Source organism: Bartonella sp. M0192, from assembly GCF_016102305.1.
GTDB lineage: Bacteria > Pseudomonadota > Alphaproteobacteria > Rhizobiales > Rhizobiaceae > Bartonella > Bartonella apihabitans.
The window spans coordinates 2,011,663-2,036,888 of the sequence record NZ_JACFOU010000001.1; the positions used below are offsets into that span (position 1 = coordinate 2,011,663).

Genomic DNA, 25,226 nt, shown 5'->3' on the forward strand with positions numbered 1-25,226 from the left:
TGTAAGGATGGGGCTAATGGCAAAATATAAACCGGATTACGGCAGCGCGGCCGTTTGCTTCATCATACTCTATTTTGCTTTCCAAACGGTCTTTGTAACTGTTTTTTCACAAGGCGCCGGCCTTGATGATGCCGAGCTTGCCTCCAATATCAGTTACTGGAATTGGGGCTATGGCGGCTCCCAACCACCACTCTATACATGGATTGCTTATGGAGTGGAGCAACTCTTCGGACTTCATTTCTACTTGTTACAAGTGATCAAGTTCGGTCTGCTTGCCACAACTTTTCTTGGTGTTTATCTTGGCCTCAGACTCCTTGATGTCCGCCCTGTTGTTGCCGGAGCATCCATGCTTGCAATGTTTCTGCTTCCGCAGATTGGATGGGAATCACAACGCGCCCTCACCCACTCCATCATGGGCACGGCAGGATCTGCTTATTCATTTGCCGCATTTTGTCTTTTTATACGTAAACCGTCTTTTTTCAGGGCAATTATTCTCGGACTTGCCTCTGCTACTGCAATTTTAGGGAAATACAATGGCACACTTTTTCTCGTAGCACTTTTCTGCGGCACGGCTCTAACGCGCGAATTTCGTTACGCTTTGAAAAATCGCTATTTCCCTTTAGCCATTGTCACCACTTGTGTGGCAATCGCGCCTGCCTTCATCTATATGTTTGCTCATCCTGCCAGTGTGGTTGCACGCGCCAATAAGCTTGCTATGGGAAAAACAGGAAACTTTTTTTCCGATCGTCTGAGCGGATTGGCCGACTTCTTTGTTGCCTCATTGGGATTTGTGTCCGTTGCCCTTATTCTTGCCCTCATCCTTGCCGGCTTACACAGCTTCTCCAATTCAAAAGTATCACAATTGACAACGAGAGAAGAAAACAGGGCCGAACATCTTATTTATCATATCCTGCTTTTCGGAATTTTGCTCGTTCTTGCACTTGTTCTCGTGCTCGGTATTACCAATGTTAAAGATCGTTGGCTGCAACCTCTGCTTTTCCTTGCGCCTGCCTATTTCACACTCGTCCTCTCGCGACTGTGTTATTCTTTAAAATATGTGCGCGCTTTCGGTCTGATAGGAGCGATCGCAGCATTGGTTGTACCTTTTATTCTCTATATCAACATAGCGACTGCCTATAATCGTTTTGACCCGCCCGAACAGCTCTTTGATTATAAAAAACTTGATCGGGCACTTCGCACGGAAGGCCCGTTCAAAATGGTCTTTGCGCGCCATCCCCAATTACCGGGAAACCTACGTTTGATTGACCCGACGCTCAAAACCGTTCACGTCGGTTCTCCATTTATTAGCGAAAAACTCGTAACGCCACTTATGGTTTTGTGGCCCGGCAATGGAAAATTGCCTGAAGATTTGCGCGACGCTCTCATTGAAGCCGGTTTACCTGTCGTCGGCAAAACCGGCGAAGTGAAAGTTGGTTTTATTGGCGGAAGCGACGTCAAACGTATCGTTTCCTACCTGTATCTCCCCTGACTTATATCTTACTTGACTTTTATCTTACTTGACTTGCGCCCGACACCACAAACAGTGTTTTCCACTCTAGAAGGGGCTGCTGTCCGCTCTTTGTAAAAAGAATAAAGGGTAAAAAGAATAAAGGGCAAAAAGAATAAAGGCCGCTCACCTGCTTATCATAAGAAGTTTTTTTACGTTTCACGGAAAAGGCGCATTAAAAACTTTCAGCTTTTGGTACTGAAGTTCAAATCATTCCGTCATATGTTTGTGTTTCTTTTCGCGATAGATCAAGGAAAGATTGCGGATGTAAACAATCAGTCCCAATCCCTGACCGGCAATAAATACCGGATCTTTCTGGCGGATTGCATAGATGAATAAAAGAACTCCTCCGCCGAGCGAGAAAAACCAGAAAGCAACCGGCATAACGCTTTTCTTTGCTTTTTCCGAGGCAAGCCACTGCACAACGAAACGCATCATAAAAAGCGCCTGCGCAACAAAACCCAGCACAATCCAGCCATCCCACTGGGCAACAAAGACATCATGGAGCCATTGGGCAAATTGTGAGAATAACTCGCTCATTTTTCGCTCCGAGCACTAATTTCTGTTACCTTGGGAACAACTTTGCGCCTGCGGCGCAGCCACCAGACACCATAAAGATCCAATATTCCCCGAAGACCACGATCAAGAATGCCGTAATTGGAATGCCCGTGCGCACGCTGGCGATCAATCACATCAATATGCGCGGTTTTGTATCCTTCCCGCAGAACCAGCGCCGGAAGATAACGGTGCCAACCATCAAAGAATGGCAATTGTCGAAATAGATCGGTGCGAATTGCTTTCAACCCGCATCCTGAATCACGCGTATTGTCTTTCAAAATTGCCTGCCGCAATTTATTGGCAAGTTTGGAAGAAAGCTGTTTCAATTTCGTATCGGTACGTTTCAAACGTTGACCTGCTGCAAGCCCATAATCAGGCCCTGCTGCAATAAGCGCATCGGCAAGCTTCGGTAAATAGACCGGATTGTTCTGTCCATCTCCATCAATTGTCAGAACAATATCGCCGGTGGCGGCAAAAACACCCGAACGCACCGCAGCACTTTGTCCGGCTGAACGGTCATGCCGGATATGGCGCAAGGGCTTACCTTCACTCATGCGTTTATATAAAACCTGAGGTGTATCATCACTCGAACCATCGTCCACAACCAGAATCTCGTAATCGCGGCCTTGCATGGAATTATCGACTTCATCAAGCAAAAAGGCCAGATTTTCAGCTTCATTACGACAGGGAATAACGACAGATAGTTTCATTTATATAACTTTGTTCCGATACTACGCGCAACTGAATAGCATTGAAAACCGCAAGTGTCCATGAAGCGCATGGTTACATGTGGCTGAAACTGTTAAAAACCTTATCGAGCTTACCTTTCGCATTTCCATAGCAATCACTGTTTTCGGGTTTTTCCAGAGGCAAACGTCTCGTTATCATTTCGGAACTGAAACAGCCTGCTTTTTTGTTTTTTTGATTTTCTTTCATGGTGAAGTTCTGAAAGCCACTTGATCAATCCTATCAATCAAAAAGTTTCATTTGGAACGCCGTACAAAAGCTGAATTCGCATAATTCGGAGAAAAATTCGAATAGAGAAATTTGAATTCGGAGAAGTTAAAAGCTTGAAAAACAAAGAGGCTCTTGCCTTTCTTTAGGCTCTCTTAGCTCTTGTTCAATTCGCCATGAATTTTGGCTAACGTCGCATGTTGGGAGTAATCTATCAGGTTATTTTTCTGCTTTTCCGTGAGCCCGGTTTTGCTCGAATATCTTGAAAAACAATTTCTGCTAAAGCCATCATGGTCTCGCCAGTGATGATATCCATTGTCCTGATGCATCATTGTAATGAAGCAACACCGGTTTTATGACTGTGATGTTGCAGCTCTTGGCAGATGGTTTTTAAGGTTACGCTAGTCGGCTTGCCAACAAAATTTTCCCTCTGTTGAAACAGAAGTTCTGTTTCCGTTATGTCCAGAGGACCAAAACCTGTTAAAAACTGTTTTCGCCAATTTCCATATTCATCAATTTTATTCATCAATATTCTATAGATAAACTGGACAAAATAAAACACTATAATATATCTTATTATATAAGTTTTCGAGAGAGAAAATCGAAGTGCTTTTAATACATTTTCAGTTTTTATTTTTTCTCACCGCGTTCGTCGGTTATCTTGTTTATTTACTTTATATGTTTTTAACTCGTTCACCTTCGAAAGAACAAAAAATGGCGTAAAGTTGAAATGTACAAACTGACAGGAACATTGATAAGACAAAGATTTACCCTTTTAGGGCGAGTAGGCGTTACAATGGTGCTTTTAGCGCCTGTCGCAGGTTCATTCGTTATTACTGGCAGTTCAGAGGCCCTTGCAGAGGCGCTGTTTTTTGATAGGCACATCCCCGATTTCACGTGGATTTATATGATTTTAGGATTTCTGCTATTTACCGGCCTGATATTCATCATTATTGGTCGTGAATTTTATTGTTTTGCGCAGGAAGAGACCATCACACCATCATCTCCGGATACGCATTTACCCGATAACAAGCCTTTGCCCACTGCCCCTCTCAATCCCGCTCCCGCTCAACATCCCGCGCCGCTACCAGAGGTTCCCCCTTCTTTCATACCGGAAAATCCCTCGCCGACGCCTGAAGCCGAGCCCGTTCCACAAAGAGAGTTTGTTACAACAATGAAGGATGATTTGCCGCCGACAAACAAGCTATGAAAGTGCAATAATTTTGAAATTAATTTTTATAGTTATGACAAGACGTTTTCTCTACTTTTAAATATAAAACGGGAAAAATGATAATTTTGCTGATTTATCAAACGTCGTTTGAATAAGCATATTCTTTCTATTTTTTGAGTAATCGAATGAAATAACCTTCAATTTATTCGATTGGCTTTATTCTTTGAATGATACTGAATTTTCTTTTTTCGAATTTTTATTCTCCCACTCTTCCGTTTTGTTATTTGAGCGTAGGAAAATGCTCATAAACAATATTGTTCTTTAAGGCGAAAATTCATTTCATGTAGTTATAGGACAAGCAAAAAATAAATTATCCGCTTTTGGGCAAAAACCGATCTAAAACGAACACCCTAATGTCGAGGTTAGAATACTCTCTCATTGAATTTATTTTATTTTTTAAATGTTCAATTGATCTTTCGCTTTAAACTTTTCGAAATATCATTTTTAAGGAAATTTAAAAATTGTCATTATTTCCTTCATTTCCATAAATATAAATATTATTTTAATATTGAATATAACTATTATTATTTTTTTAAATAATAATCAAATATAGATACAATTTTGTTATTAATTATAAATATTATATTTTACTTCATTGGCAACTATATGAGAAATGGTCCCGCCTGCTTGTTCATAAAGTTCGGGCGAAAAGCCGCAATATCCCATAATCAGGCCGTTCTCGCGACTATTCCGGCAATAGTGCGAGATTGCGCGAACGGCAAAACCGGCTTTATGCAATTTGGGCTCCAATGCTACATCGTTGATATTTTTATCAAGTATGAGAGCTAAATGAAGTCCTTGTCGTGGCGGGTTGAGATGCATGAGATTTGCCGCTTCTCCGCTTTCCACCTTTTTTTTCTGAGCATTCCTGTTCTTTTTGACGATCTTATTTGAATCGCGGAAATGCTGCCCGTTGGAACCTCACGATAACGAGGAAGATTATGCCACCCCGATTTGGGCAGGTGTTATTTCGGTCACGACAATTGTCGGCAACTTTCAGCCTGACGACCACCTTGAAAAATGGGGAACTCGGCCGGAATCATTAAATGTCTGAATGAGTGGAAAAAGACTGGATGATGTCTTGAACGAAACGCAACAGATTTATATAGACCGCTTGACACGACTGGAAGCCAAATGACCGCTTCTTGATCATCAAGAGCAGCTTGGCAATGGCACAAATGCGCACAAACTTTCCGGCGCGTCTAATCTTTCGGAATATTCAGATGCCAATCGGGATGATTACGATTGAAACGAATAGAAGAATAAAGCGCGGTCAGAATGAACACCATTCCGATAACACCGGTAACAACTTCCGGTATGTGAATAATCGTCTGCAAATACATGATAAAAGCCAGTACCAGAATGGCATAAAAAGCGCCGTGTTCCAGATAGCGATATTGTGCAAGTGTCCCTTTATCGACAAGAAGAATTGTCATTGAACGAACATAGAAGGCACCAATCCCGAGACCGATTGCAATAACAAAAAGATTGGTGGAAAGCGCAAAAGCGCCGATCACACCATCGAACGAAAAACTCGCATCCAACACTTCAAGATAGACAAAGGCGCCAACACCTCCCTTGTACACATTTTCCATTGTGTGTTTTCTGGCATCCATCAAAACGCCCAAGCCTTCAACTGCGATGAATGCAAGCAAGCCATAAATTGCCGAAACCAGAAATGTATGGTCATCTTCCGGTTTTACGAGGCTGGAAAAAATAAGCACAAGAACAAGTGTAATAGCAATCTGGATACCGTGGATTGACGCATATTTTTTGGCGCGCCCTTCAAGAAACAAAATCCAGTGCGTATCTTTTTCCGGATCAAAAAAATATTTAAGCCCCACCATAAAAAGAAAAGTACCACCAAATGCGGCTATACCAACATGCGCGTCTGTCATGATATCAGCGTAATGTTGCGGCTCCCATATGGCGAGTTTCAGTGCCTGCAAGGGGCTAATCCACGCGGCAAAAGCCACCACAGTCAATGGAAAGATCACCCGCATTCCGAAAACCGCAATGACAATGCCCCAGGTAAGAAAGCGATGTTCCCAAACCGGGCTCATATCACGCAAGATACGCGCATTGATAATGGAATTGTCGAATGAAAGCGATATTTCCAAAACGCCAAGCACACAACAAATAAACAGATATTCGAATATGCCACTTGTCGAACCTGTTTCAACATAGCCGAGCCACATGCCGAGGCTCAGACCGACAACTGTAAAAATAAAAGCGCCGGTAAAATAGCGTAAAACGCTCATCCTATTTCCTCTTTTAAGCAGCCTTGAAAAGGCTCTTGGCGTTTACCGGTTCAGGACTAATAGTCCTCAAACAAATCCTATATGGAAACATAAGAGTGAAAACGCAAGGGGCTTTTACCGACAATCGGAAAAAGGTTAACAGCTTCTCTTGAAAAGATAATTTCCTTTATCTGTTAAATTCCCTGAAGAATAAAACGATAGCCTCAATGACGCTAGCATAATTTGCTTCATCTCTGATGCGGAGCAAATAGTTTTCTAAAAAATCGCTTCCTCGAATGGTATGACCTTCTCATGCTTATAGACCCCGTCAAGCGCGGTATTTTCTTGAACACAAGATCACTGTTACAAATGATATCCGGAAGCGGATTCAAACTAAAATATAGATTGAAATTGAATTTTTCTGTTAAATGAAACCGAATTTAAAAAAAATAGTGTTCCATATTTCACGTTATAATTCTATTTTAAATAAAAAATATTTCATTTTAATTTTAACTAAATTTATTACTGTAATTTATTTTTAAAAATGATTTTCAACATTCAAAACATAAATTTATTGACATGATTATATTATTCTTAATAATATAATTTAACCGAAATATAAATTGCTACGTTATTTTTTCTTGGATCACTACGTTATTTTTCAGATGTGTGAATATAATCCGAAGCTAAAATAAATATGCTGATATGGTATTCATGTTGTCAATGATCTGTTAACATTCTGTCTTTGTTGTCGGCACTTCCCACTTATTTCAAAAACGCTAGAATATCTGAATATTTGAATATCTGGAATAAGACATTTCACATTTACGGAGACGAGACTATGTTTATCAAGAAAACAATCATTGCTGTTATGATGACAGTTCCAAGTGTTTTTTTCGGAACTTTTGGAGCTGAGGCAGTAAAGCTTGATATTCCGACGGGTGCTTATGTATCGGATGATGCCCACACAAATCTGTTGTGGAGCATCAAACATTTCGGCCTTTCCAATTATTATGGTCGTTTTGACAAAATCGAAGCAAAACTCGATCTTGATGCCAACGATGTCGAAAAATCGGTTTTGCACGTTACGATCGATCCGAAATCGGTTGATACAAATTATCCCAAAACGCCTAACGAATTTAACGAAGAGATTGCTGGCGAGATGTTTTTTGATGCAGAAAAATTCTCCACTATTACTTTCCAATCTACAGCAATCAAATTGACAGGTGAAAAAACCGGTCAGGTTACCGGCAATTTGACGTTTCATGGTGTGACCAAGCCCGTTGTACTTGATGTCACATTGAACGGTACCATCGCTTCCCATCCGATAACAAAAAAACCGGCCCTCGGCTTTTCGGCAAAAACAGTCATCAAGCGTAGCGAATTCGGCGTAAGCGAGCTTGAAGGACCGTTGAGCGACGATGTCAATCTGATTATTGAAGCAGAATTCAAGCCTGCCGAATAAACCGATTATCTGTTAACGAATAACGAAAGACCGAATAGATAATATTCGTCATTCAAAACCGGCGAGAGGTGCTATGCCTTGAAGCCGGTTTTGTTTTTCGACTTTTCTTTGTGTTATTAAGATAAGAACAAATGCCTGTGTCTATTTCTTTCCCATCAACATCAGGCAAGTCAGGCCGGACAGCAGCCAAGAGGATTGATAGTGATACGGTTGTTTTTTGAGAAAGCCTATAGCTCAATCCGGTTGGAATTCCTATCTATGCATCATTACCGACAAGCGAAATTGAAGGACCACACAATGACAATCCGCTCCCGTGCAATGATCGAAACCGAGAATGCCAGCAAATATCTCCAACAACTTGCAAAACATTGGAGTCATAAATTTCCCGATACGACATTTTCGGAAAAGGAAGCCCATATTCCTTTTTCGGATGATGTGACTGTTGATATGTTTGCTGAAAAAGCATCGCTGGTAGTGCAGATTACGACTCCTAACGAATTTGAAGCAATCAAGATCGAGGGGATTTTTGACCAACATATTTTACGTTTTGCATTCAAAGAGCAGCTTTCAATCGACTGGCATCGTGAAACCTTGCCCTGATATTTGATAGACAGATTGAATTTAAAAGGGGTAGCGATTTCTTAGCCGCTCCTTTTTTGCTGCCCTGCACGGGTTTCTGTGTCCGGATTTCCACTTTTCTTTCGCCGACATAGTGACTTTCACGTTTTTTCCGACGTCATTTTTGAGTTTCGCATAGCGGCGTTTTCGCACTTTTAAAGAGCATCCTTCCGGTCGATAATCTTGCCACCGGTTAAAACCCTACCCTATCCGATATTTTCGAATTCAAGCAATTTCGAATTGAAGCAGTCTTCGTGAACCGGAATAGAGATTTGGGTGGTCGGCAAAAAGCAATCGCCTTTGGCATTGCAAAAGTCGACAACAATTTTCGGACTTTTTGTCCTGAATAGAAACGCCACCAATCTTCAGCTTGTATTTTAGGTGACTTTCATATTTGCTATTTTTTTTGGTCACGCCCCGATAAACGCCGCTCTTCATAGGCTTTGACATTGGTATAAGCCAGAGAAAGAAGAGGATGCGGAATACCGAAACGTTTTGCGCGATTTAACAAATCGCCCAAAATGTGATCACCTTCTGTCGGGTGGCCTCCTTCAATATCGCGCAACATGGATGCGGTTGCCAAAGAATGGGTATCTTTGAAAAAAATACCAATATTGTTGCTTGCCCCCTCGTGAAGAGGAAAGCCGGCAGCCTTTGCTATCTGGCTATTTTTGTTCAGAAAATCCATCATAGCTTCTTGTCCGCCCGGAGCACGATTGATTTCACCGACATTGGCTCGCATCAAACACGTCATTCCGGCAAGCGTAGCAAGACGGACCCACTTGTCCCACATGCGCTGCATGGCGTTCGGTACCGCGCGCACGTCCACCCCTTTGGCTTTGTCGAACAGGCTTGCAAAAAGCGCGGCACGTTGATCTTCTCCACCTTGTTGGGGACCGAAAACGCCAAATGCATCGTCATTCAAGTGCAACACAACCCCATCTGCTGTGAGTGTTGATTGAATGATAACCGAACCCGCCATGACATTATTATGATCGAATTCATTATTCAGACGATCAATATGGGCCATGCCATTCAAGGCTGGTATAAGAACGGTGTTTTTGCCCATTGCAGGGCGTATCGAGTTGATTGCACTCTCAAGATCATAGGCTTTTGCCGTGAGAAAGACATAGTCATAAACTTTGCCTTGTGCAATTTGAACGGAAAGTTCTCCATCCGTAACAGTATTGACTTGCTCGGTTACGTTACCGGCCGGACTTTCAATACGCAAGCCATGCTCGGCAAGTATATGTTGCCTTTTCGGGCGAACCAGAAAAGTAACGTCTTTTCCCGCCTCTACCAGACGACCACCAAAATAGCCGCCGATACCACCTGCACCCAATATCAGAACTTTCGGCATTTTTTAGATCTCCCGTTCGTCTATCAATATTTTGGTATGTTTTAACGGCCAAATGACAAAATCGCAAACAAAAACCCGGAGGGGTTCCCTCCGGGTTTTCAAAAATCGTAACGATGATGAAATTACATATTATGATTTACTGGCGAACCATCACCAAAATTATGCATTTCCTGATCACTCACACCATGCCGGGAAACAGGAGAGTTCAGATGACGCCCCGGATAGTAGGAGTCCTCAACCGAACCATCGCCACGATAGAAGTAGGCTTTATCTTTACCATTACCTTTGAATTGGTCACTCGGAACATTGCCAGAATGACCGATGACATAGTGGTTAACCCGGCTACCATCGCCAAAACCGTTACCAGCGAAAGCACTGCTAGCACCTAATAGCAAAGCAGCAGCAACAAGCATTAATCTTTTCATAATAAACTCTCCTTCTTATTTTTTTCGGAAAACTGCCATCTGAAAACAGGTTTTCCGATTTCGGGATTGTTTCGACCATCTTTTCGAAATCCCTTTTATGAAATGGAGTTAAGAACGCTTGGACAATGATGCCAGTCACATCTCTGTGGGGTGATCACGAAACCGTGATAGAGAATTAAAAACCCTTATTTTTCAAACTGTTAAATATAAAAACATAGCATTATAATAATCGTCCGACATTTCTTTCGCTTATGTTTTTTCTCTCACGCTTTTTCCCTTTCAGGTTTTTTCCCCTGTTAAAAAAATCGGGACTCATTTCAAAACATTTTCCAATCTTTCGGTTTTTTAATCTCAAGCCGGATAACCCATAGGCGCTTCGTCACCTTCAAGCTTTAAGCGCAGTTTTCGCTTGAAAAATTCTTTTTCTAACGCAAGCCGCGTCTTTCAATTTGGTAAAACTCGTTCGACACGGATTGTATCAAGATCTCTCATGTGAAGGCGTGAATGATCATAGCATTTCATTGTAAACACATAGAAAAATAAAAGAACGAAATTAAGAAAAATATCGATTTGGTCGCATTTATTATAATCGGAAAGCAAAAGGCTTATGAAACTCATGTGCTCTGGCAGGATTTAATAGCAAAAGCTGAAATCAATAATTCAACACCTCTTTATCGATATTCAACCCATTCATGAAAAAAGGAATCTGATTTGGAGTCATAGCCTCAAATTGTTGTTTTCATAAGTCTACAAGCAAACGATAAGCTGTATGAATCCGTCTATAATTATTATAAATTGTTAATTACGAGCCATAAACAACAAATACCATAATAAAACCTGTTTTATCGTCTTTTAATTTAAGAAAATTGGATGCATAATACAGGGATTAACAATGTAGTGTTTCAGAAGACCCAACGTTCGGGGGGCGCGTCAATGGGTAAACTACAAATTACACCGGGTGAGATTATTTCCTTTTGGCTTGATGCCGGAAAAGATAAATGGTTTGGTCAGGACGAACAATTTGACGCGCTCATACGCGAGAATTTTCTGACACTTTGGCGTGCTGCTCTTTCGGGACGCCTGAAACATTGGCTGGAAAGCGATGAAGGTCTTCTGGCTCTAACGATCATATTGGATCAATTTCCCCGCTACATGTTCCGTGATGACCCCAGAGCATATTGCAGCGATAACGATGCACGCAAAATCGCACAGCTTGCTCTTGAAAAACAGACCGATCAAAGAATTGCTCCCGAATTGCGCGGCTTTCTTTACATGCCTTTTGAACATTCGGAAAAAATTGCCGATCAGGAAAAAAGTATAGAACTGTTTACCGCACTAAAAAATGAAACCTTGTTGCAGAGTGCCGAAATTCATTGCGACATCATCAGGCAATTCGGTCGCTTTCCTCAACGCAACAAAATTGTTGGCCGCAAGACCAGCCCTGACGAACAGATTTTTCTTGATAAAAACAATAATAATGACCGGAATTAGCAGCTTTCGGCCAAAACGTAAAAGACTACCAATCAGAAAATGAATGAACTATTTTCATGGCAGTCAAAGACCTTTGCCCATTGTCACACGGCGTCTCCCATCGCGCCTCTCGGTGCATCACACACTTGTCTGTTGCAGCTTTGCCGTAATAAATCCCTTGAGCCTTGAAAGACTTTGCCGACTTTTCCGATAAAAACATGACCAATCATTGCAATTGGCATTTCAAAATAAAATTTTTCGACAGAATATTTAGATGAGAATCTGCCGATATGATGCCATCGTTTTCAACATTGGCTGCCATAAATTTCGAACATGGTTGTGATGGTTCTGTTGTCTTTAAATCTACTGTCTCTAAATTTGTCAGATTTTTCATGCATTACCCCTGTTTCAAACCGGAGTTCGGCTCACTGCACAAAAATTCCAAAACTTGATTATGTATGGTGAAGACTAATGCGTAAAAATATTTACCGGCCGATTGATCGAATTCACCGGAACGATAACCGGCAAAATCCACGTCCTTTACGAAAAGTGTTCGGATATAAACCCCCTTCAATCAGAGCAGATACAAAATCCCGCCCATATCGGAAAGACAAGATCCGGCTGTTTTTCACTACCAAATGTGGTCAGCTTTTACGGGGAATATTTTCAATAGATCAGCGTTCTTTTCCGAAATTCCGTCAATCAACACTTGAGCATAAATTTACGTGTTTAAACAAAGAGAAGCGCTTTATTGTTGAATCATTTTGTCAACTCATTGTTTATTTTTTATTAACTTTAAAATACCTTTTAATTTCAATTAGTTAAAAATGATTTTTGTTTCAATACCATATCATGTGTAGAGTAATGAAAAACCTTTCACTTTAGCTATCGCTTGTTAGTGCCTTGATATCTGACGGGGAAAAAGGAATAAAAACATTGAGCAATGGCTCTTTGAAAGATTGTGGATGATAGAAAGGCTGAAGGTCTCGACTGACCTTCAGCCTTGTTTTCCGACCGTATTTCGAACCGGAAATATCAAGTTGTTAAAGTGCTTCTCCGGAAGATGAGCCGGAAAAAGTAATTTTGTGAACCGACAGCACCTTATCATGAGGGAAAACCAGTTTTTGTGGCGGATTGAACTGTTCGAGAACCAACTCTTTATCGTTGTGATGGGAAAACATTTTGACAAATGCTTTCGGCGCCTTTGAACTGTCGTCTTCAAGCACTTGTGCAACAACAAAGTCACCCTTTTTGACACGCCGCAACGGGTCACAAAAGACAATTTCTCCATCTTGATAACGTGGCCACATGGTTTCGCCTGATACTTCCAGCGCATAAGCATTGATCGATTGATTGAGTTGTGGCGGACAACCGACTTCAAACAATATGTTTCCATCAAGGTCGAATTCACCATGCTCACCGGCAACCTCTTGCCCATAAACCGGTAGCAGCCGATTTTGTTCGAAATCTACGAGACTATCTTCCACACTGGCGAAACGATTTTCCTCATATGCTTCAAATGGTTCATCTATAAGAACCGGTTGATATTGTGTTTTCATGGCATTTTCTCTTGAATGTTTTATAGAGTGTTCCTCATTTTTATCTATCGCTTCAACTTTTTCGCAACGGACCCTGTTATCAGCTTTTTTTGCAGCCTGCTCTGGCGATTGTTTCACTGGCTCGGCTTTGCTCTTTTCTGTTTTCTCATGTTCGGACATCTGCATGATATTGGCCGCCAATTGGCCTGTGACCATTTCCGGCGGTATCCGTACCGTGACGCTTTCATTATGGGCTTCCCTGCGATTGACAAGAAGTCTTGTACGCGCATCAGGCAATGCCAATGCCCAAACCTCGTCCGAGCGAATTGACGGCTTGCCCAAACCAATCAATATACGAGCTAATTTTTCTGTAAGGGCAATCGGGAAATAATCTCGTGAAAATTTTTCTTCATCTTCATAAAGTTCAATCGTAGCTTTGCCATCAACGCCCAGACTTTTTGCCATTTCTTCCATGGACAAGCCTGCACGTTCACGCAATTCACGCATTTGCGTGGACGCAGAAAATAAGTCACGTCCCATGTAAACGCCCATCGTTTTCCTTTCTTTTTTCGAAAATAAGTGTCTTCGTTGAGGCTTTGTTGTCTGCCAAAGCTTTAAGTGCCCAGTCCCGCATTATTCGAGCCGTTCCGGTTTTCTTTTCGATTGCTGTATTGAAACGGGATGAGCGCAACTATGTTCCAAAAGAGTTTATTATAAAGCTCCTCTCTCTAAGCCTTATTCGAAAGCAAATCATTTGAAAGCTTCACGGAAATTGAGCTAGAAAGCCGATACAATTCATAGCATAGGCCGGTACGTTCATGCCCCGGTACGTTCATACGTATGATTGTAAGAAACTTTGGTGACAGTAAGAAATACCGGTTCGTCAACGGCAATATCCAATCGGGCATAAAAGCTTTTTGAAGAAAACCCGCGTGGATTTAACGGAGAAATGCGGGAAAACATAATTTTAACTCCCATGCCTGTTTTCCGGAATAACAGCCAGAGAATTTCTTTCACATAGATAAAACCAACCGGCTAAAAGAGCTCATCCTGCCGATGCAAAGAGTAAAAGTGAAAAGAGTAAGAGCTCTAAAAACCACTGATTGAAAAAACTCATTATTAATAGAGCCGGATCGGTCATGTTAAGCCGGTTCGCTCAGGCAATATCCGATAGAGCCGAACTCATTATTAAGTGGTTCTATTGGAACAACCAATAAAAAAGGCTCCCTCATTTCGGAGCCTTTCTTTTAAAGAGCTAATTTAACGGATAACGCCACAACCGAAGCGTGCTCCGCCGCCGCCAAACGGTTCCGGATGATCGGAGTAATTGTCATGTCCGGCATGAACCATAATCGAATGCCCACGCACGTCGGAAAGCTTTTTCAATTTCGGTGCCAGAACCGGAAGTGTGGCATTGCCATTTTCATCTACATAAAGAGGCGGCAAGTCACCGAGATGCCCTTTGTCATCCCATGGTGTGGAATGTTGGTTTGTCTCCTTGGGGTCAAGATGTCCACCGGCACGACCGGCAATCTCGAATTTGCCATTTCTACTGATCAAGCCGCAGTCTGGATTTGTGTGAACATGAAATCCGTAAAGACCCGGCTTCAATTCTTTTAAATCCGGCGTAAAGACGAGACCGTACGGACTTTCAGTAATAGTAACATTCCCCATTTGATGTCCCAGCCCATTCTCTGTTGCCCGATATATCTCGACCGACAAAGATTGAGGAGATTGCGAAGAGGTCTTTTCACCACTTGCAGCAAACGCAGCAGGTGATAGCGCGAAGGCCGTCAGTGGCAGAGAAAGAGCCAAGACAGACATACATCTTTTCATTGAAAAACTTCCTTAGACAACTAGATACCCGAAGGTAATGAAAATTTTGCAAAATACCTTCAACGCGGCAAAGGGTGCGCGACCAAACCACCCCCGGCGCAGCAATTTTACACAGCGTTTTAGCTATATTACTTTCTATCCGCATAACGGATAACGCATTATGCCCATGCCGTTTGCAGACGATTTGTTATAGCGCCTTACCTCCCATGTTTCAAATAGGGGATCGTTCACATCTGCGAATTTTTAACAAAAATTTTAAATTTTTATTCTAAGAAGGAGAAAAATAATTATCTAAAGCACGCATTTTACGGGATTTCTTGAAATAAAAATCTTAATATTTCGGTAAAATCCTGGCAAAACGAACATTTTCCTGTTCTCCCTTTTTACAGAAAATTACATAAAAATCAGTATTTTAGGTAATTATTTTATTTGTTTTTTCGATTTTTCTTCCGGCCCATTCGGGCGACAGGCTTTCACAAAAACGTTAGAATGGCGAAAATTTCATACAAAAATATGAAATATTTATCTTGTTTTTGTAAAAAGCGTTGAAGCAAAAATGATCATGAGGACATCAGGTTCAGCTTTGGCGACTCTATAATAACTCCGACAATTCGTTATTTTCAGCAACTTTCAATAGAAATATGCTTTGTTACCTTTCGCGTTACAGGCTAACGGCTAAATTCTTATGCCGTGATTTAATTTCTTAAAGTTTCATCGATGGAAAATGCTTTTTTCGGGCAGCGAAATTTCCTGTTTCAAAAGCCCCTCAAAAAAACACATTGCAACCTGACAAGATTTGATAAGGACGGTTTTTTTGAAAAGTCCGTTTTCTATTTCCCGATCACATTTTTAATCAATTGCCGGTTTAATCAATCGCAAGTTTAATCAATGTCGAGTTTAATCTTTTACCAAAACTGAAAACATTTATTCCTTCGAAAGGGTTATAATTGTGCTCCCAAAAGCGATTGGTGAAGTGCATTTTTCTTGCCCGGAATAGCAGCAATCAGTTCTCTTGTATAAGTTTCGCGCGGATGAGTGAATATTTCTTCAACCTTGCCGCTTTCCACCTCGTGACCATGTTTGAGCACTGTTACACTATCGGATATCTGGCGAACGACAGACAAATCGTGGCTGACAAAAATATAGGTAAGATTATAGTCGTTTTGTAAACGTTCGAGCAGCGCCAATATTTGTGCCTGGACAGTAACATCGAGTGCCGAGACTGCTTCGTCCAGAACAACAATATCGGGATTGAGAACCAAAGCACGGGCAATAGCCACACGTTGGCGTTGACCACCTGAAAGCCCTCGCGGCAGCCGGTCAAATACGCTTTTTGGCAATTCCACCTGATCGAGAAGCTCCAGAACGCGGGCGCGCCTCTTCGACTTATCCTCATGGGGATAGTTCAGCAAAGGTTCTTCAATAATTTTACCAATCGTATAATGCGGATCAAGCGAGCCGAACGGGTTTTGCGAGACAAGCTGGATACGGCGGCGGAAATGGCGCAACTCTTCGCCCTTGAGATCCATCATATCGCTACCGTCTATCGTAATTGTTCCACCGCCAGGTCTGATAAAACCGCAGAGTGCGCGGATAGTGCTTGTTTTTCCGGAGCCGGATTCTCCCACAATTGCATGGGTTGTTCCACGATTGACCTTGAAGGAAAGGTTCTCAACGGCACGGAATGATTGTTTTCCTGCATAATCGATGACAAGGTTTTTCACTTCGACAATTGTTTTTCCGTCACCCGATCTCTTGGGGCGTGGCGAAACCAATGTTAACGACGGATCATTGGCGACCAGTTTTTTCGTATAGTCCTGCCTCGGAGATGAGAGAACAATCTGGCTTTCTCCCGCCTCTTCAACACGCCCCTCATTCATGACAATAATCTTGTCAGCCCTGTCGGATGCGACTCCAAGATCGTGAGTGACCATGAGGAGCGATGCACCGGAATTCACTCGGATATCGTCGATAAGATCGAGAATGCGTTTCTGCACCGTTACATCAAGTGCCGAAGTAGGCTCATCTGCGATAATGAGTTGGGGTTTTAGTGCAATTGCTATGGCAATCAGAACACGTTGGCGCATTCCTCCCGACAATTGATGCGGATATTGTTCGGCTCGCAATTCCGGTTCATCAAGCCCTACTTCGCGTAAAAGTTTGACCACTCGCGATTTGATTTGACGCGGCGGACAAGCTTTATGAATGCGAAAAATTTCGCCGATCTGGTTACCGATTTTCATAAGCGGATCAAGAGAAGAAGACGGGTCTTGCGGAATAAGGCTCATGACTTTACCGCGCAAAGCCTCAAGGCGCGATTTTGAAAAACGCCCGAGATCTTCTCCATTCAGGAAAATTTTTCCAGTCTCGATACGGGCATTTTGTTGCAAAAGTCCGAGTATTGCTTGCGCGGTTGTCGTTTTTCCGGAACCGGACTCGCCAACAAGAGCCAACGCTTCACCACTTTCGAGCTGGAAAGAGACATTATGCGTGACTTCGTTCCAGCGTCCATTATCAAAATAGGAAACAGAAAGATTTTGAACATCAAGAAGCGGCATTTTCACCACCTGCCCTTCGCACTGAACAAGCGGCTGATGCGGTTGAAACTCAAAACCAGAGCAATGGTGACAAGCCCCGGAATTGTCGTCAACCACCAACCGGTTGCAATATAATTGCGCCCTTCGGCGATAATAAGTCCCCATTCGGGAGTTGGCGGCTCGACCCCGTAGCCGAGAAATCCCAATGTAGCAATTTGTAATATGGCATGACCAAACTGTAATGCCGCGTAACTGACAACAGTATAAAAAGCATTGGGGAGAATATGCCGGCGGATAACGGCAAAAAATGTCGCCCCAGAACCATAAGCCGCCTCGATATAATCAAGGCTCTTGATGCGCGACACCTCGGCTCGCATAAGCCTTGCAAATCCTGCCACAGATGTGACACCGACAGCCACAGCAACCTGTAAACTCCCGAAACCTGTAAGGGTAATGACGCTCAACGATAAGAGCAAAGATGGTATGGATAAAAGTACGTCGACGACACGCATGATAATCGTATCGATAAATCCGCCAATGCTTCCCGAAACAAGCCCAAGAAAACCACCGATAACAAAACCGAAGAGAACTGCAGCCAGAGCCCCGCTTAATGAATGAACGGCACCATAAACCACGCGCGCATAAAGATCGCGTCCCAATTCATCCGTCCCAAAAATATGGGCAAAACTCGGGGCGCTCAGATGGTCACCCACCTCTTCGATCGGACTATAGGAGGTAAAGACCGAAGGCATGATGACAAACAGAAACGCGATAATAAGTATAGCGAAAGCGATAACAAGTCCGGGTTTTATCGATGCCATTTTAAGCCTCCCCGACTTTTCCGGAAAATGCGACACGCCAGTCAAAGTGTTATTGCTCATCTATTGCCTCCGGTTCTTTGTCTCAGTCGCGGGTCGATCAGCGGGAAAAACAGATCAATGACGAGATTTATAAATACGAAAGCGGCCGACGAGACCACAACAATGGCCTGAAGAACGCTGACATCCTGCGAACGGACAGCCTGTTCGGTTATTTTGCCGATGCCATTCAAACCGAAGACTGTTTCAGTCACCACCGCTCCGCTTATCAATTCTCCGAACAGCAATCCTGCTATTGTTAAAACCGGAAGTGCACTATTGCGCAGGCAATGACAAACCAGAATACGGAAATGCGAAGCACCTTTGGATTTCAATACCATAATAAACGGGCTCAATTCGATTTCATCAAGCGAGCGCATCAGAATTTGTGCAAGTGGCGCTGAAATCGGAATAGCTAAAGCCACAACCGGCAATATCATCGCTTCAATGGGACCAGGAACAATGACAGAGATCCACCCCAGATAAAAAGAAAATATTTGCACAAATACAATGCCAAGCCAGAACAATGGAATAGCAAGGAAAAGACCAGGAAGCGCGAAAAACAAATTTCTTAAGCCTTGGAACGGTGAGAAACTGAACAATAAAGCAATCAAAAAAGCCAGAATAAGTGCCACCAAAAATCCCAAGCCGGCTAGTTTCAGCGTGGCAGGAAGATTTGTTTTAATGAGATCGGAAACCGGAACACCCGCTTGTACAGAAAAGCCGAGATCGCCGGTTAAAAAATTGCCTATCGTTTTGAAATATTGAATAATTTTTGGTTCATCAATGCCGTAATTCGTGCGCAGATTGGCGATTTCGCTGGCATTCAACCCATATTCCGGATTGAGAAACTTGATTAGAATTGCGTCACCGGGAAGAATTTGCAACAAAATAAAAGTCGCAGTGAAAGCCGCCCAGAGCACGACAATGGCTTGTAACAGACGATAAAAACCGATTTTGAGCATTATCAAACCCTTCAGGTTTTTCTGATCCCGTGCTTTCGCCTTTTATTCTCAGCGAAAGTCTTTTGAAAAAACACACCTGACTTTTAAAAAGAACAGAATGAACAATAGATTTCCGACCAAAGATGCCGACATTGCCATTTTGCCGAAAATTTTGTTTGAAACTGCGACTTCGGCAAAATGATCAGCTAGTGCTTTGCGTTTCCATTAGAAAAACTATCCGGAAATGCCCTATTGTTCATTATTCCGCTATTTTTCTATCCAGGTGTTATAGAAGCTCGGACGACCAACAGATTCAAAACCAACACCCTTGACTTTCGACGAGCCACCATAAACTTGCGGTTCTTCAAAAATCGGAATGGCATAAGCCTGATCAAGAATATAATCGGTTGCTGCAATGAGTTCCGCATTGCGTTTGACCGGATCGGTCTCTGCCGAAATATCTTCCAGTTGCTTGTTCAGTTTATCATCAACGAAGCTAACCACTTTGTCGCTCAAGCCACCTTTTTGTAAGAGTGCATCACGATTTTTGGGGTAAAACAGGCTTTTCAACACGTCCGGATCGGCGCGTCCGACCATATGCGGTATAACCGGTGTTTTTTGCGGGTCGAGATTGTCAATCACAGCATTGGTTCCGTCATAGGCTTTGACATTCAAAATAACGCCGACGCGCTTCCATTGCTGGGCAATCAATTGCAGCATAGCTTTACTTTGTGGCTGCTGGACGGCTTCATAAGCTCCAAGAACAAGCTTTTTTCCGTCTTTTTCACGAATGCCGTCCGGCCCTGTTTTGAAACCGGCTTCGTCAAGAAGCGCCTCGGCTTTAGCCTGATTGAATTGAAGTTTTGCGCTTTGGTCAGAGTAACCAAAAGCATTATGCGCCATAATCGACGTTGCTAAAGGATAATTCGAAGAATAAAGCGTTTTGAGAATTTCCGGCCTGTTGGTGGCATAACGGAGTGCCTGTCTCACTTTCAAATCGCTGACAAGCTCGTTATCGGGGCGGAACATAATAGAATTGTTGATGCCGCGCGTGCCCACTGAATAGACGATATTTCCCGACTTTTTCACACGCTCTTCGTCATAGGCTTGCAACTGCCGGATGAAATTGGCTTGTCCGGCGATCAAAGCACCGATACGCACACTGTCTTCCGGAACAGTGAGATATTTCAATTCGTCAAGATAAGCGCGCCCCTGATGCGCCGATTTTTCCGGTGCCCAGTTATAATCCTTGCGAACCTTCAAAATAATTTCTTTGCCGAGTGTTTCACTATCGACATAGTATGGACCCGTGCCGATAATTTTGGTTGCATTTCCCATAGCATCAAAGGAAAGAGCCAATGTTTTCGGTGAGACAATTCCGGAATTGATTGTTGAAGTTGCCTGTAGAAATCCCGGTGAAGGACGCTTGAAATAGAAGCGCACAGTCAAGGGATCAACAACTTCACTATGATCGTAATTGTTGACCACTTCCGAAACCGGTTGATGCAAATCTTTATTGCCTAGGCCATAGGTATCGAAGTTTTTGGCAACAATTGCAGCATCAAGCGGAGTACCGTCAGAAAAAGTGACACCTTCGCGCAACTTGAATTCATAAACCGTTTTGTCGTCATTGAACGACCATGATTTGGCAAGCCATGGTTCGATTTCAAGCGTTTGCGGGTTCTGATAGGTCAACCGATCGGTGATCTGGTTTAAAATTCCGCCATTTGTGTAGGTACCGGCAAGAGGTGAATAAAGATTGGTATGGACCTGCTTGTCGAGATAAATCAGTGTTCCGCCTTTTACCGGTTCTTCTGCTTTAAGCGCCGACATGCCGACAGAAAGGACAGAAACAACAGATGAAGCAATAAGCAATTTTTTTATCAAATTTTTCATTTCGGTGCAGTCCTTCGGTTTGTTGCGCCTTTTATATTCGCGACTTCCGCAATCAGTAATTTTCGACTTTGCTCGTCATCACTCATTGCTGGTTTTCTTGTCGTTTGTTTTCTTCTAGCCGGTCAGCTTACCCTTTCACCTGAAAAATCGGTTTCGCATAAACCGAATTTGTCCTTTTCAGGCGCTTGTTCACGCAGCCAGATAGCGAAAATTCACTTCCCGCAAGAATAAAGCTTCAATTGATTTTTTGAACGGATGCGACTTTTGAACTTTTCAAAAACTTAAAAAATAATTCTTATTTTCAGTAACTGATTGGAAATTAATACTCGTAAAAATTCACGCTTATGAAAATTTAAAAATTCCATTTCCAATTGTTCTGTCTGAATAATTTTCCTGCCTTTTTTAAAAATCAGTCAGTACTTGCCGAATAGAAGCCGTTAACGGTGGCAAGCCGATTTTTCTCTATATTTTTTTGACGTTTATCGGACGGATAGGTCTTTATTACCGGCAATCCAAGTTTTAAAAAATTGATCGCTTGATTTGTCGCCCCTCATAATCTCGCATTCTTTTTTAAGTTCATGTGCGTTGCCGTTTTTTTGAAGCTCCGGAGCCTTACGTTGTTTTCGAAGTTTCAATCCGATAACGCCGAAAGATCAGCCAATATTTTTTTAAAAACCCTTTAAGAGTGAGGAAATTTTATCCAAAAATAACAGAATTCAGTGTAAACTTGGCTCGGCGGCTCTCATGGCAATATGCTAGTTTTTGAAAAAACAACACAGGATAAAATAATGTCTCATTCCGCCAAAGCTCAAAAACCCGGCATTGCTGAAAAAAAGGCCAAAGTTGAAAAAAACGGAAAACAGGCCAAAGCGCCATTATCTGCCGAAACAGCATCGCGGGAAAACGCTATTCACCCTGTAAAAGGGATCGACCATGTTTTTATTCTGGTAAATAATCTTGGAAAAAGCGCAGAAAGTTTCCGCCAATTGGGCTTTACGTTGTCGCCACGTGGTCTGCACAGTAAAGAGCAAGGAACAGCAAATTATACAGTTATGTTCCAAAATGATTATTTTGAACTTTTAGGGATTGTTGAAGAAACCGAGGCCAATCGGCAGAAAAAACAGGACCTCGAAAATTATGGCGAAGGCCTTTATGCGATTGCCGGACGCATCGACAATGCACTACAGGCTGCTCAAAACCTTACTGAACTGGGGTTTAGTGTCACAAAGGTTCAGAATTTTTCAAGACCGGTCGATCTTGGTGGAGGAAAACAGGGCTTGGCGGCATTTTCAACCGTCGCGTTCAAGAAAAATGAAGTTCCAAACGGTCAGGTGTTTATGTGTGAACAGAAAACCCGCGATATGGTTTGGCGCTCTGAATTGATGACCCATGAAAATGGCGCCATTGCGCTCCAATCCGTTATTCTTCTTTCATCCGAGCCGGAAAAAACTGCAAAACGCTATGCACGTCTTTTCAAAGACGGGAAAATAGCTGAAAATGACGGAGAGATCGTTGTATCGACAGGACAGAATTCGGCAATCATCCGTATCATTCCGAAAGAGGACAACAGCCGCCTCTCTTCCGGTTTCGAAATTGGAAAAATAGCAAACCATGCTTATGCAGGTCTTGGCATTTTTGTAAAAAATCTGGATGAAACAAAGACTGTTCTCAAGAAAAATGGTGTTACATTTGCAGATCGAAACGAAAAAACGATTGTCATTCCTCCCCGATTTGCTTCGGGGGCAATCAATGAATTTACTGAAAAATAATAACTTCTCAAGCTCGTCAAACACATATCGCGGTCGGAACGCCTTGCTTTATCAATAAAAATCCGTTCCGGACGATGATTTGTTTTCAATACCGAATTTTTTATCACTTTTAAACAAGCTCGAATGAATATCGCTTTTTTTCAAATCCGGTTCTCCGGTCACCGGTTGTGCTTGCTCAAATCTGCATGCGATATGTTTGACACTTGCCGGCATTACCGGAGCGTTTTTCAAGGTGTAAGCGGGAGGCTCGCACCACCACGCCACAATTTACTGGGAAAAATTGCCGGTTTTTCATATCAATGCAGGAAAAATCAAACTGGTCGCGCTTTTCCCCCCGCGCTTTTTCCCCGTATTTTTTCCCCGTGCTTTTTCCTATGAACACTCAAAGCATCGAAGACAAAGTCTCTTGACAAGGGTTACAAAATATTTAAGTTGATAAAAAATATCATGTATTTTTGCATTTTTTCCAAATGTCCGGTTTTTTGAACTATCGGCAGATGGGAAAATGGAAAAATCGGGAATGAGCATGACTTCTCTTCAACTGTCTGAAGCAAACTCGGAAAATGAAACTGCTTGAAGCAAAGCAAGATCAATGTCTGGAACCATCCGGAGCCGTTTTTTGAGTTCGTTTCAAAAGAGTAAGAGGCGAGCATGAGTGTGTTGATCAAGCCGGACTGCGGGTCATGTCGAAAACAGGTTGTTGAACTGTGGCGAGGTTATAAAAATGATGAAAAATCGGGCAACTTGGCAATTCGAGAATGACAATATTCAAATTGTCGAATAACGATTTTGTTGTTCGGGTTACATAAGATTTGGGCTGGAAGCGGTTTGACTTCGAGCTTTCGGGTAAAGCGTATAGTTTCAGGCACAGCATTTAAATGATGAATTATGATACACATGAATCGAATAACTTTCTGCTTTGGACAGGAGTTACTATTATCGTTCTCGCTATCTATGCGGGGTTGATCTCTTGGGCCATGGCCATGCGCGGTGACCCCAATGTTGTAAGAGGCGGACAGGAAGCGATTATGCTCGACTTTGCCGAAGAACCTATGGCTCCCGATGTGGAAAACATTTCCGAGGTTATCAAAGAAGAAACGGTTCGGGAAAAGGAAGAGGAAAAAGAAGAACCTAAGGAAGAAGCGGAAAAGCCTGAACCTGAACCACAAAAATCCGAAATGGTGGAAGAAGTCAAAAAGCCCGAGCCGAAAAAGGAAGTAAAAAAACCGAAGCCAGAAACGCGTAAAGCCGAACCGAAAAAAGACGTTAAAAAAGCCGATGTAACGCAAAAAGCATCCGGTCCCGAAATTGTTGCAAAGAAAGGGCCAACCTATGCGGCTCCTACGACCAATCGTGTGTTTGGTGGTGATGGACGGCTTGTTTCATCGTGGCAGAATAAAGTTCAGCGTCGCATCGCGCTCATTGCTTCACGTACGACAAAGCCAAGAGCATCGAGCCGTTCGACAACCTATGTCACTTTCAATTTTGACCAGAAAGGCAACATAACCAGCGCGCGAACCTCACGGTCATCAGGCGATGCTGCAATTGATAATCTGGCCTTGCAAATCGTTAAAAAATCAAGCCCTATTCCAACCCCTCCGGAAGGCTGGAATAGCGCGCTCACTGTACCGGTCGAGGTGCGTTAGCATTTAACCTTTCCTTGAGCTTTCTCGCCTTGCCTTTTGATTTGTTTTGGAAGCATTCTATTGAAAACGGAACGTTTCCAAAGCCGCTCTGTCATTTTTCACTATCAAAATTTGTTTCTCTATAACGGGTACCTTTTCCCCCGTCACAATTTTTCAGTGCCTGTTTTTCAGGGCTGACAAATTTTTGGTAATTTTGGTAACAAGACAAATGCCCCTAGGGACATTCTGGTTGCTTCCCCTCCACTTAGGCCCCTTCCAACTCTTCGCACATAAAACGGAAGAGTGCCGTTTTATCAGTTTCAATATATCCCTGCTGCCACTGCGCCTCACCACAAAAATTGTCGCTTGACGATATCCATTCAAAGACAAACATGC

The 25,226-nt window shown here is 42.6% G+C and carries 22 protein-coding genes; 8 read left to right on the forward strand and 14 right to left on the reverse strand.

The window, feature by feature from the left end; all coding sequences use genetic code 11:
- Positions 1–16: 16 nt before the first annotated feature.
- Positions 17–1,489 carry a glycosyltransferase family 39 protein gene (locus H3S82_RS08820; protein ID WP_198232901.1) on the forward strand — a complete coding sequence of 491 codons (1,473 nt, stop codon included), beginning with the start codon at positions 17–19 and terminating at the stop codon, positions 1,487–1,489.
- A gap of 228 nt (positions 1,490–1,717) precedes the next feature.
- On the opposite strand, the gene H3S82_RS08825 is transcribed toward H3S82_RS08820, so the two are convergent.
- The 3 genes from H3S82_RS08825 to H3S82_RS08835 form a co-directional block, all read right to left on the reverse strand.
- Entirely contained in the window at positions 1,718–2,047 is a 330-nt protein-coding gene (locus tag H3S82_RS08825) for a lipid-A-disaccharide synthase N-terminal domain-containing protein (protein ID WP_198232900.1), read from the reverse strand.
- Entirely contained in the window at positions 2,044–2,775 is a 732-nt protein-coding gene (locus H3S82_RS08830) for a glycosyltransferase family 2 protein (protein WP_198232899.1), read from the reverse strand. Before H3S82_RS08830 ends, H3S82_RS08825 begins: the two co-directional genes overlap by 4 nt.
- Positions 2,776–3,347: 572 nt before the next feature.
- Positions 3,348–3,545: a hypothetical protein gene (locus tag H3S82_RS08835; protein WP_198232898.1), complete on the reverse strand. Its 198-nt coding sequence runs from the start codon at positions 3,543–3,545 to the stop codon at positions 3,348–3,350.
- Between the two features lie 204 nt (positions 3,546–3,749).
- Between H3S82_RS08835 and H3S82_RS08840 the strand changes: the two genes are divergently transcribed.
- Positions 3,750–4,229 (forward strand): hypothetical protein, encoded by a 480-nt coding sequence (locus H3S82_RS08840; RefSeq protein ID WP_198232897.1) that lies wholly within the window; start codon positions 3,750–3,752, stop codon positions 4,227–4,229.
- Between the two features lie 588 nt (positions 4,230–4,817).
- Here the strand turns inward: H3S82_RS08840 and H3S82_RS08845 are convergent.
- Positions 4,818–5,099 (reverse strand): hypothetical protein, encoded by a 282-nt coding sequence (locus H3S82_RS08845; protein ID WP_198232896.1) that lies wholly within the window; start codon positions 5,097–5,099, stop codon positions 4,818–4,820.
- A 64-nt stretch (positions 5,100–5,163) separates the two neighbouring features.
- Here H3S82_RS08845 and H3S82_RS08850 point away from each other — a divergent pair, with 64 nt between their 5' ends.
- The gene (locus H3S82_RS08850) at positions 5,164–5,304 is read left to right on the forward strand and encodes a hypothetical protein (protein ID WP_198232895.1); all 141 of its coding nucleotides are present in this window, start codon (positions 5,164–5,166) and stop codon (positions 5,302–5,304) included.
- Positions 5,305–5,452: 148 nt separating this feature from the next.
- Here H3S82_RS08850 and H3S82_RS08855 read toward each other — a convergent pair whose 3' ends face one another.
- Positions 5,453–6,511, reverse strand: a complete 1,059-nt coding sequence (locus tag H3S82_RS08855; RefSeq protein WP_078039725.1) for a DUF475 domain-containing protein — start codon at positions 6,509–6,511, stop codon at positions 5,453–5,455.
- 820 nt (positions 6,512–7,331) lie between these two features.
- On the opposite strand from H3S82_RS08855, the gene H3S82_RS08860 reads away from it, so the two are divergent.
- Both H3S82_RS08860 and H3S82_RS08865 read left to right on the forward strand, forming a co-directional pair.
- Positions 7,332–7,955, forward strand: a complete 624-nt coding sequence (locus H3S82_RS08860; RefSeq protein WP_198232894.1) for a YceI family protein — start codon at positions 7,332–7,334, stop codon at positions 7,953–7,955.
- 297 nt (positions 7,956–8,252) lie between these two features.
- A complete protein-coding gene (locus tag H3S82_RS08865) occupies positions 8,253–8,555 on the forward strand; it encodes a DUF2218 domain-containing protein (RefSeq protein ID WP_198232893.1) in 303 nt (100 codons plus the stop codon).
- A 415-nt stretch (positions 8,556–8,970) separates the two neighbouring features.
- Here the strand turns inward: H3S82_RS08865 and H3S82_RS08870 are convergent, their stop codons facing one another.
- Together H3S82_RS08870 and H3S82_RS08875 are read right to left on the reverse strand one after the other, a co-directional pair.
- Positions 8,971–9,933, reverse strand: a complete 963-nt coding sequence (locus H3S82_RS08870) for a ketopantoate reductase family protein (RefSeq protein ID WP_198232892.1) — start codon at positions 9,931–9,933, stop codon at positions 8,971–8,973.
- 122 nt (positions 9,934–10,055) lie between these two features.
- Entirely contained in the window at positions 10,056–10,358 is a 303-nt protein-coding gene (locus tag H3S82_RS08875) for a hypothetical protein (RefSeq protein WP_198232891.1), read from the reverse strand.
- Positions 10,359–11,291: 933 nt separating this feature from the next.
- Here H3S82_RS08875 and H3S82_RS08880 point away from each other — a divergent pair.
- On the forward strand, positions 11,292–11,849 hold the full coding sequence (locus tag H3S82_RS08880; RefSeq protein ID WP_198232890.1) for a DUF924 family protein: 558 nt from the start codon (positions 11,292–11,294) through the stop codon (positions 11,847–11,849).
- Positions 11,850–12,871: 1,022 nt separating this feature from the next.
- On the opposite strand, the gene H3S82_RS08885 is transcribed toward H3S82_RS08880, so the two are convergent.
- The 7 genes from H3S82_RS08885 to H3S82_RS08915 all read right to left on the reverse strand — a co-directional run bounded on the left by H3S82_RS08885 (position 12,872) and on the right by H3S82_RS08915 (position 21,436).
- Entirely contained in the window at positions 12,872–13,918 is a 1,047-nt protein-coding gene (locus H3S82_RS08885) for a S24 family peptidase (RefSeq protein WP_246785257.1), read from the reverse strand.
- 264 nt (positions 13,919–14,182) lie between these two features.
- Complete coding sequence (locus H3S82_RS08890; RefSeq protein WP_198232889.1) at positions 14,183–14,344, reverse strand: hypothetical protein; 162 nt, start codon at positions 14,342–14,344, stop codon at positions 14,183–14,185.
- Positions 14,345–14,626: 282 nt separating this feature from the next.
- Positions 14,627–15,202: a superoxide dismutase [Cu-Zn] SodC gene (gene sodC, locus H3S82_RS08895; RefSeq protein WP_246785258.1), complete on the reverse strand. Its 576-nt coding sequence runs from the start codon at positions 15,200–15,202 to the stop codon at positions 14,627–14,629.
- A 941-nt stretch (positions 15,203–16,143) separates the two neighbouring features.
- Positions 16,144–17,760: an ABC transporter ATP-binding protein gene (locus tag H3S82_RS08900; RefSeq protein ID WP_198232888.1), complete on the reverse strand. Its 1,617-nt coding sequence runs from the start codon at positions 17,758–17,760 to the stop codon at positions 16,144–16,146.
- A gap of 2 nt (positions 17,761–17,762) precedes the next feature.
- Positions 17,763–18,620 (reverse strand): ABC transporter permease, encoded by an 858-nt coding sequence (locus H3S82_RS08905; protein WP_198232887.1) that lies wholly within the window; start codon positions 18,618–18,620, stop codon positions 17,763–17,765.
- Complete coding sequence (locus H3S82_RS08910) at positions 18,617–19,561, reverse strand: ABC transporter permease (protein WP_198232886.1); 945 nt, start codon at positions 19,559–19,561, stop codon at positions 18,617–18,619. The genes H3S82_RS08905 and H3S82_RS08910 overlap by 4 nt, the downstream gene beginning before the upstream one ends.
- Before the next feature lie 246 nt (positions 19,562–19,807).
- Positions 19,808–21,436, reverse strand: coding sequence for a TIGR04028 family ABC transporter substrate-binding protein (locus H3S82_RS08915; RefSeq protein WP_198232885.1), 1,629 nt, complete (start codon positions 21,434–21,436; stop codon positions 19,808–19,810).
- 788 nt (positions 21,437–22,224) lie between these two features.
- Between H3S82_RS08915 and H3S82_RS08920 the strand changes: the two genes are divergently transcribed.
- On the forward strand, positions 22,225–23,205 hold the full coding sequence (locus H3S82_RS08920; RefSeq protein WP_198232884.1) for a VOC family protein: 981 nt from the start codon (positions 22,225–22,227) through the stop codon (positions 23,203–23,205).
- Between the two features lie 878 nt (positions 23,206–24,083).
- On the forward strand, positions 24,084–24,851 hold the full coding sequence (locus H3S82_RS08925) for a TonB family protein (RefSeq protein ID WP_246785259.1): 768 nt from the start codon (positions 24,084–24,086) through the stop codon (positions 24,849–24,851).
- The last annotated feature ends 375 nt before the right edge of the window (positions 24,852–25,226 follow it).

What these genes read in the sequence shown, in the direction of transcription:
- H3S82_RS08820 (WP_198232901.1), top strand. Translation starts at nt 17, where the DNA reads ATGGCAAAATATAAACCGGATTACGGCAGCGCGGCCGTTTGCTTCATC.
- H3S82_RS08825 (WP_198232900.1), bottom strand. Translation starts at nt 2,047, where the DNA reads ATGAGCGAGTTATTCTCACAATTTGCCCAATGGCTCCATGATGTCTTT.
- H3S82_RS08830 (WP_198232899.1), bottom strand. Translation starts at nt 2,775, where the DNA reads ATGAAACTATCTGTCGTTATTCCCTGTCGTAATGAAGCTGAAAATCTG.
- H3S82_RS08835 (WP_198232898.1), bottom strand. Translation starts at nt 3,545, where the DNA reads ATGAATAAAATTGATGAATATGGAAATTGGCGAAAACAGTTTTTAACA.
- H3S82_RS08840 (WP_198232897.1), top strand. Translation starts at nt 3,750, where the DNA reads ATGTACAAACTGACAGGAACATTGATAAGACAAAGATTTACCCTTTTA.
- H3S82_RS08855 (WP_078039725.1), bottom strand. Translation starts at nt 6,511, where the DNA reads ATGAGCGTTTTACGCTATTTTACCGGCGCTTTTATTTTTACAGTTGTC.
- H3S82_RS08860 (WP_198232894.1), top strand. Translation starts at nt 7,332, where the DNA reads ATGTTTATCAAGAAAACAATCATTGCTGTTATGATGACAGTTCCAAGT.
- H3S82_RS08865 (WP_198232893.1), top strand. Translation starts at nt 8,253, where the DNA reads ATGACAATCCGCTCCCGTGCAATGATCGAAACCGAGAATGCCAGCAAA.
- H3S82_RS08870 (WP_198232892.1), bottom strand. Translation starts at nt 9,933, where the DNA reads ATGCCGAAAGTTCTGATATTGGGTGCAGGTGGTATCGGCGGCTATTTT.
- H3S82_RS08875 (WP_198232891.1), bottom strand. Translation starts at nt 10,358, where the DNA reads ATGAAAAGATTAATGCTTGTTGCTGCTGCTTTGCTATTAGGTGCTAGC.
- H3S82_RS08880 (WP_198232890.1), top strand. Translation starts at nt 11,292, where the DNA reads ATGGGTAAACTACAAATTACACCGGGTGAGATTATTTCCTTTTGGCTT.
- H3S82_RS08885 (WP_246785257.1), bottom strand. Translation starts at nt 13,918, where the DNA reads ATGGGCGTTTACATGGGACGTGACTTATTTTCTGCGTCCACGCAAATG.
- H3S82_RS08890 (WP_198232889.1), bottom strand. Translation starts at nt 14,344, where the DNA reads ATGGGAGTTAAAATTATGTTTTCCCGCATTTCTCCGTTAAATCCACGC.
- sodC (WP_246785258.1), bottom strand. Translation starts at nt 15,202, where the DNA reads ATGAAAAGATGTATGTCTGTCTTGGCTCTTTCTCTGCCACTGACGGCC.
- H3S82_RS08900 (WP_198232888.1), bottom strand. Translation starts at nt 17,760, where the DNA reads ATGCCGCTTCTTGATGTTCAAAATCTTTCTGTTTCCTATTTTGATAAT.
- H3S82_RS08905 (WP_198232887.1), bottom strand. Translation starts at nt 18,620, where the DNA reads ATGAGCAATAACACTTTGACTGGCGTGTCGCATTTTCCGGAAAAGTCG.
- H3S82_RS08910 (WP_198232886.1), bottom strand. Translation starts at nt 19,561, where the DNA reads ATGCTCAAAATCGGTTTTTATCGTCTGTTACAAGCCATTGTCGTGCTC.
- H3S82_RS08915 (WP_198232885.1), bottom strand. Translation starts at nt 21,436, where the DNA reads ATGAAAAATTTGATAAAAAAATTGCTTATTGCTTCATCTGTTGTTTCT.
- H3S82_RS08920 (WP_198232884.1), top strand. Translation starts at nt 22,225, where the DNA reads ATGTCTCATTCCGCCAAAGCTCAAAAACCCGGCATTGCTGAAAAAAAG.
- H3S82_RS08925 (WP_246785259.1), top strand. Translation starts at nt 24,084, where the DNA reads ATGATGAATTATGATACACATGAATCGAATAACTTTCTGCTTTGGACA.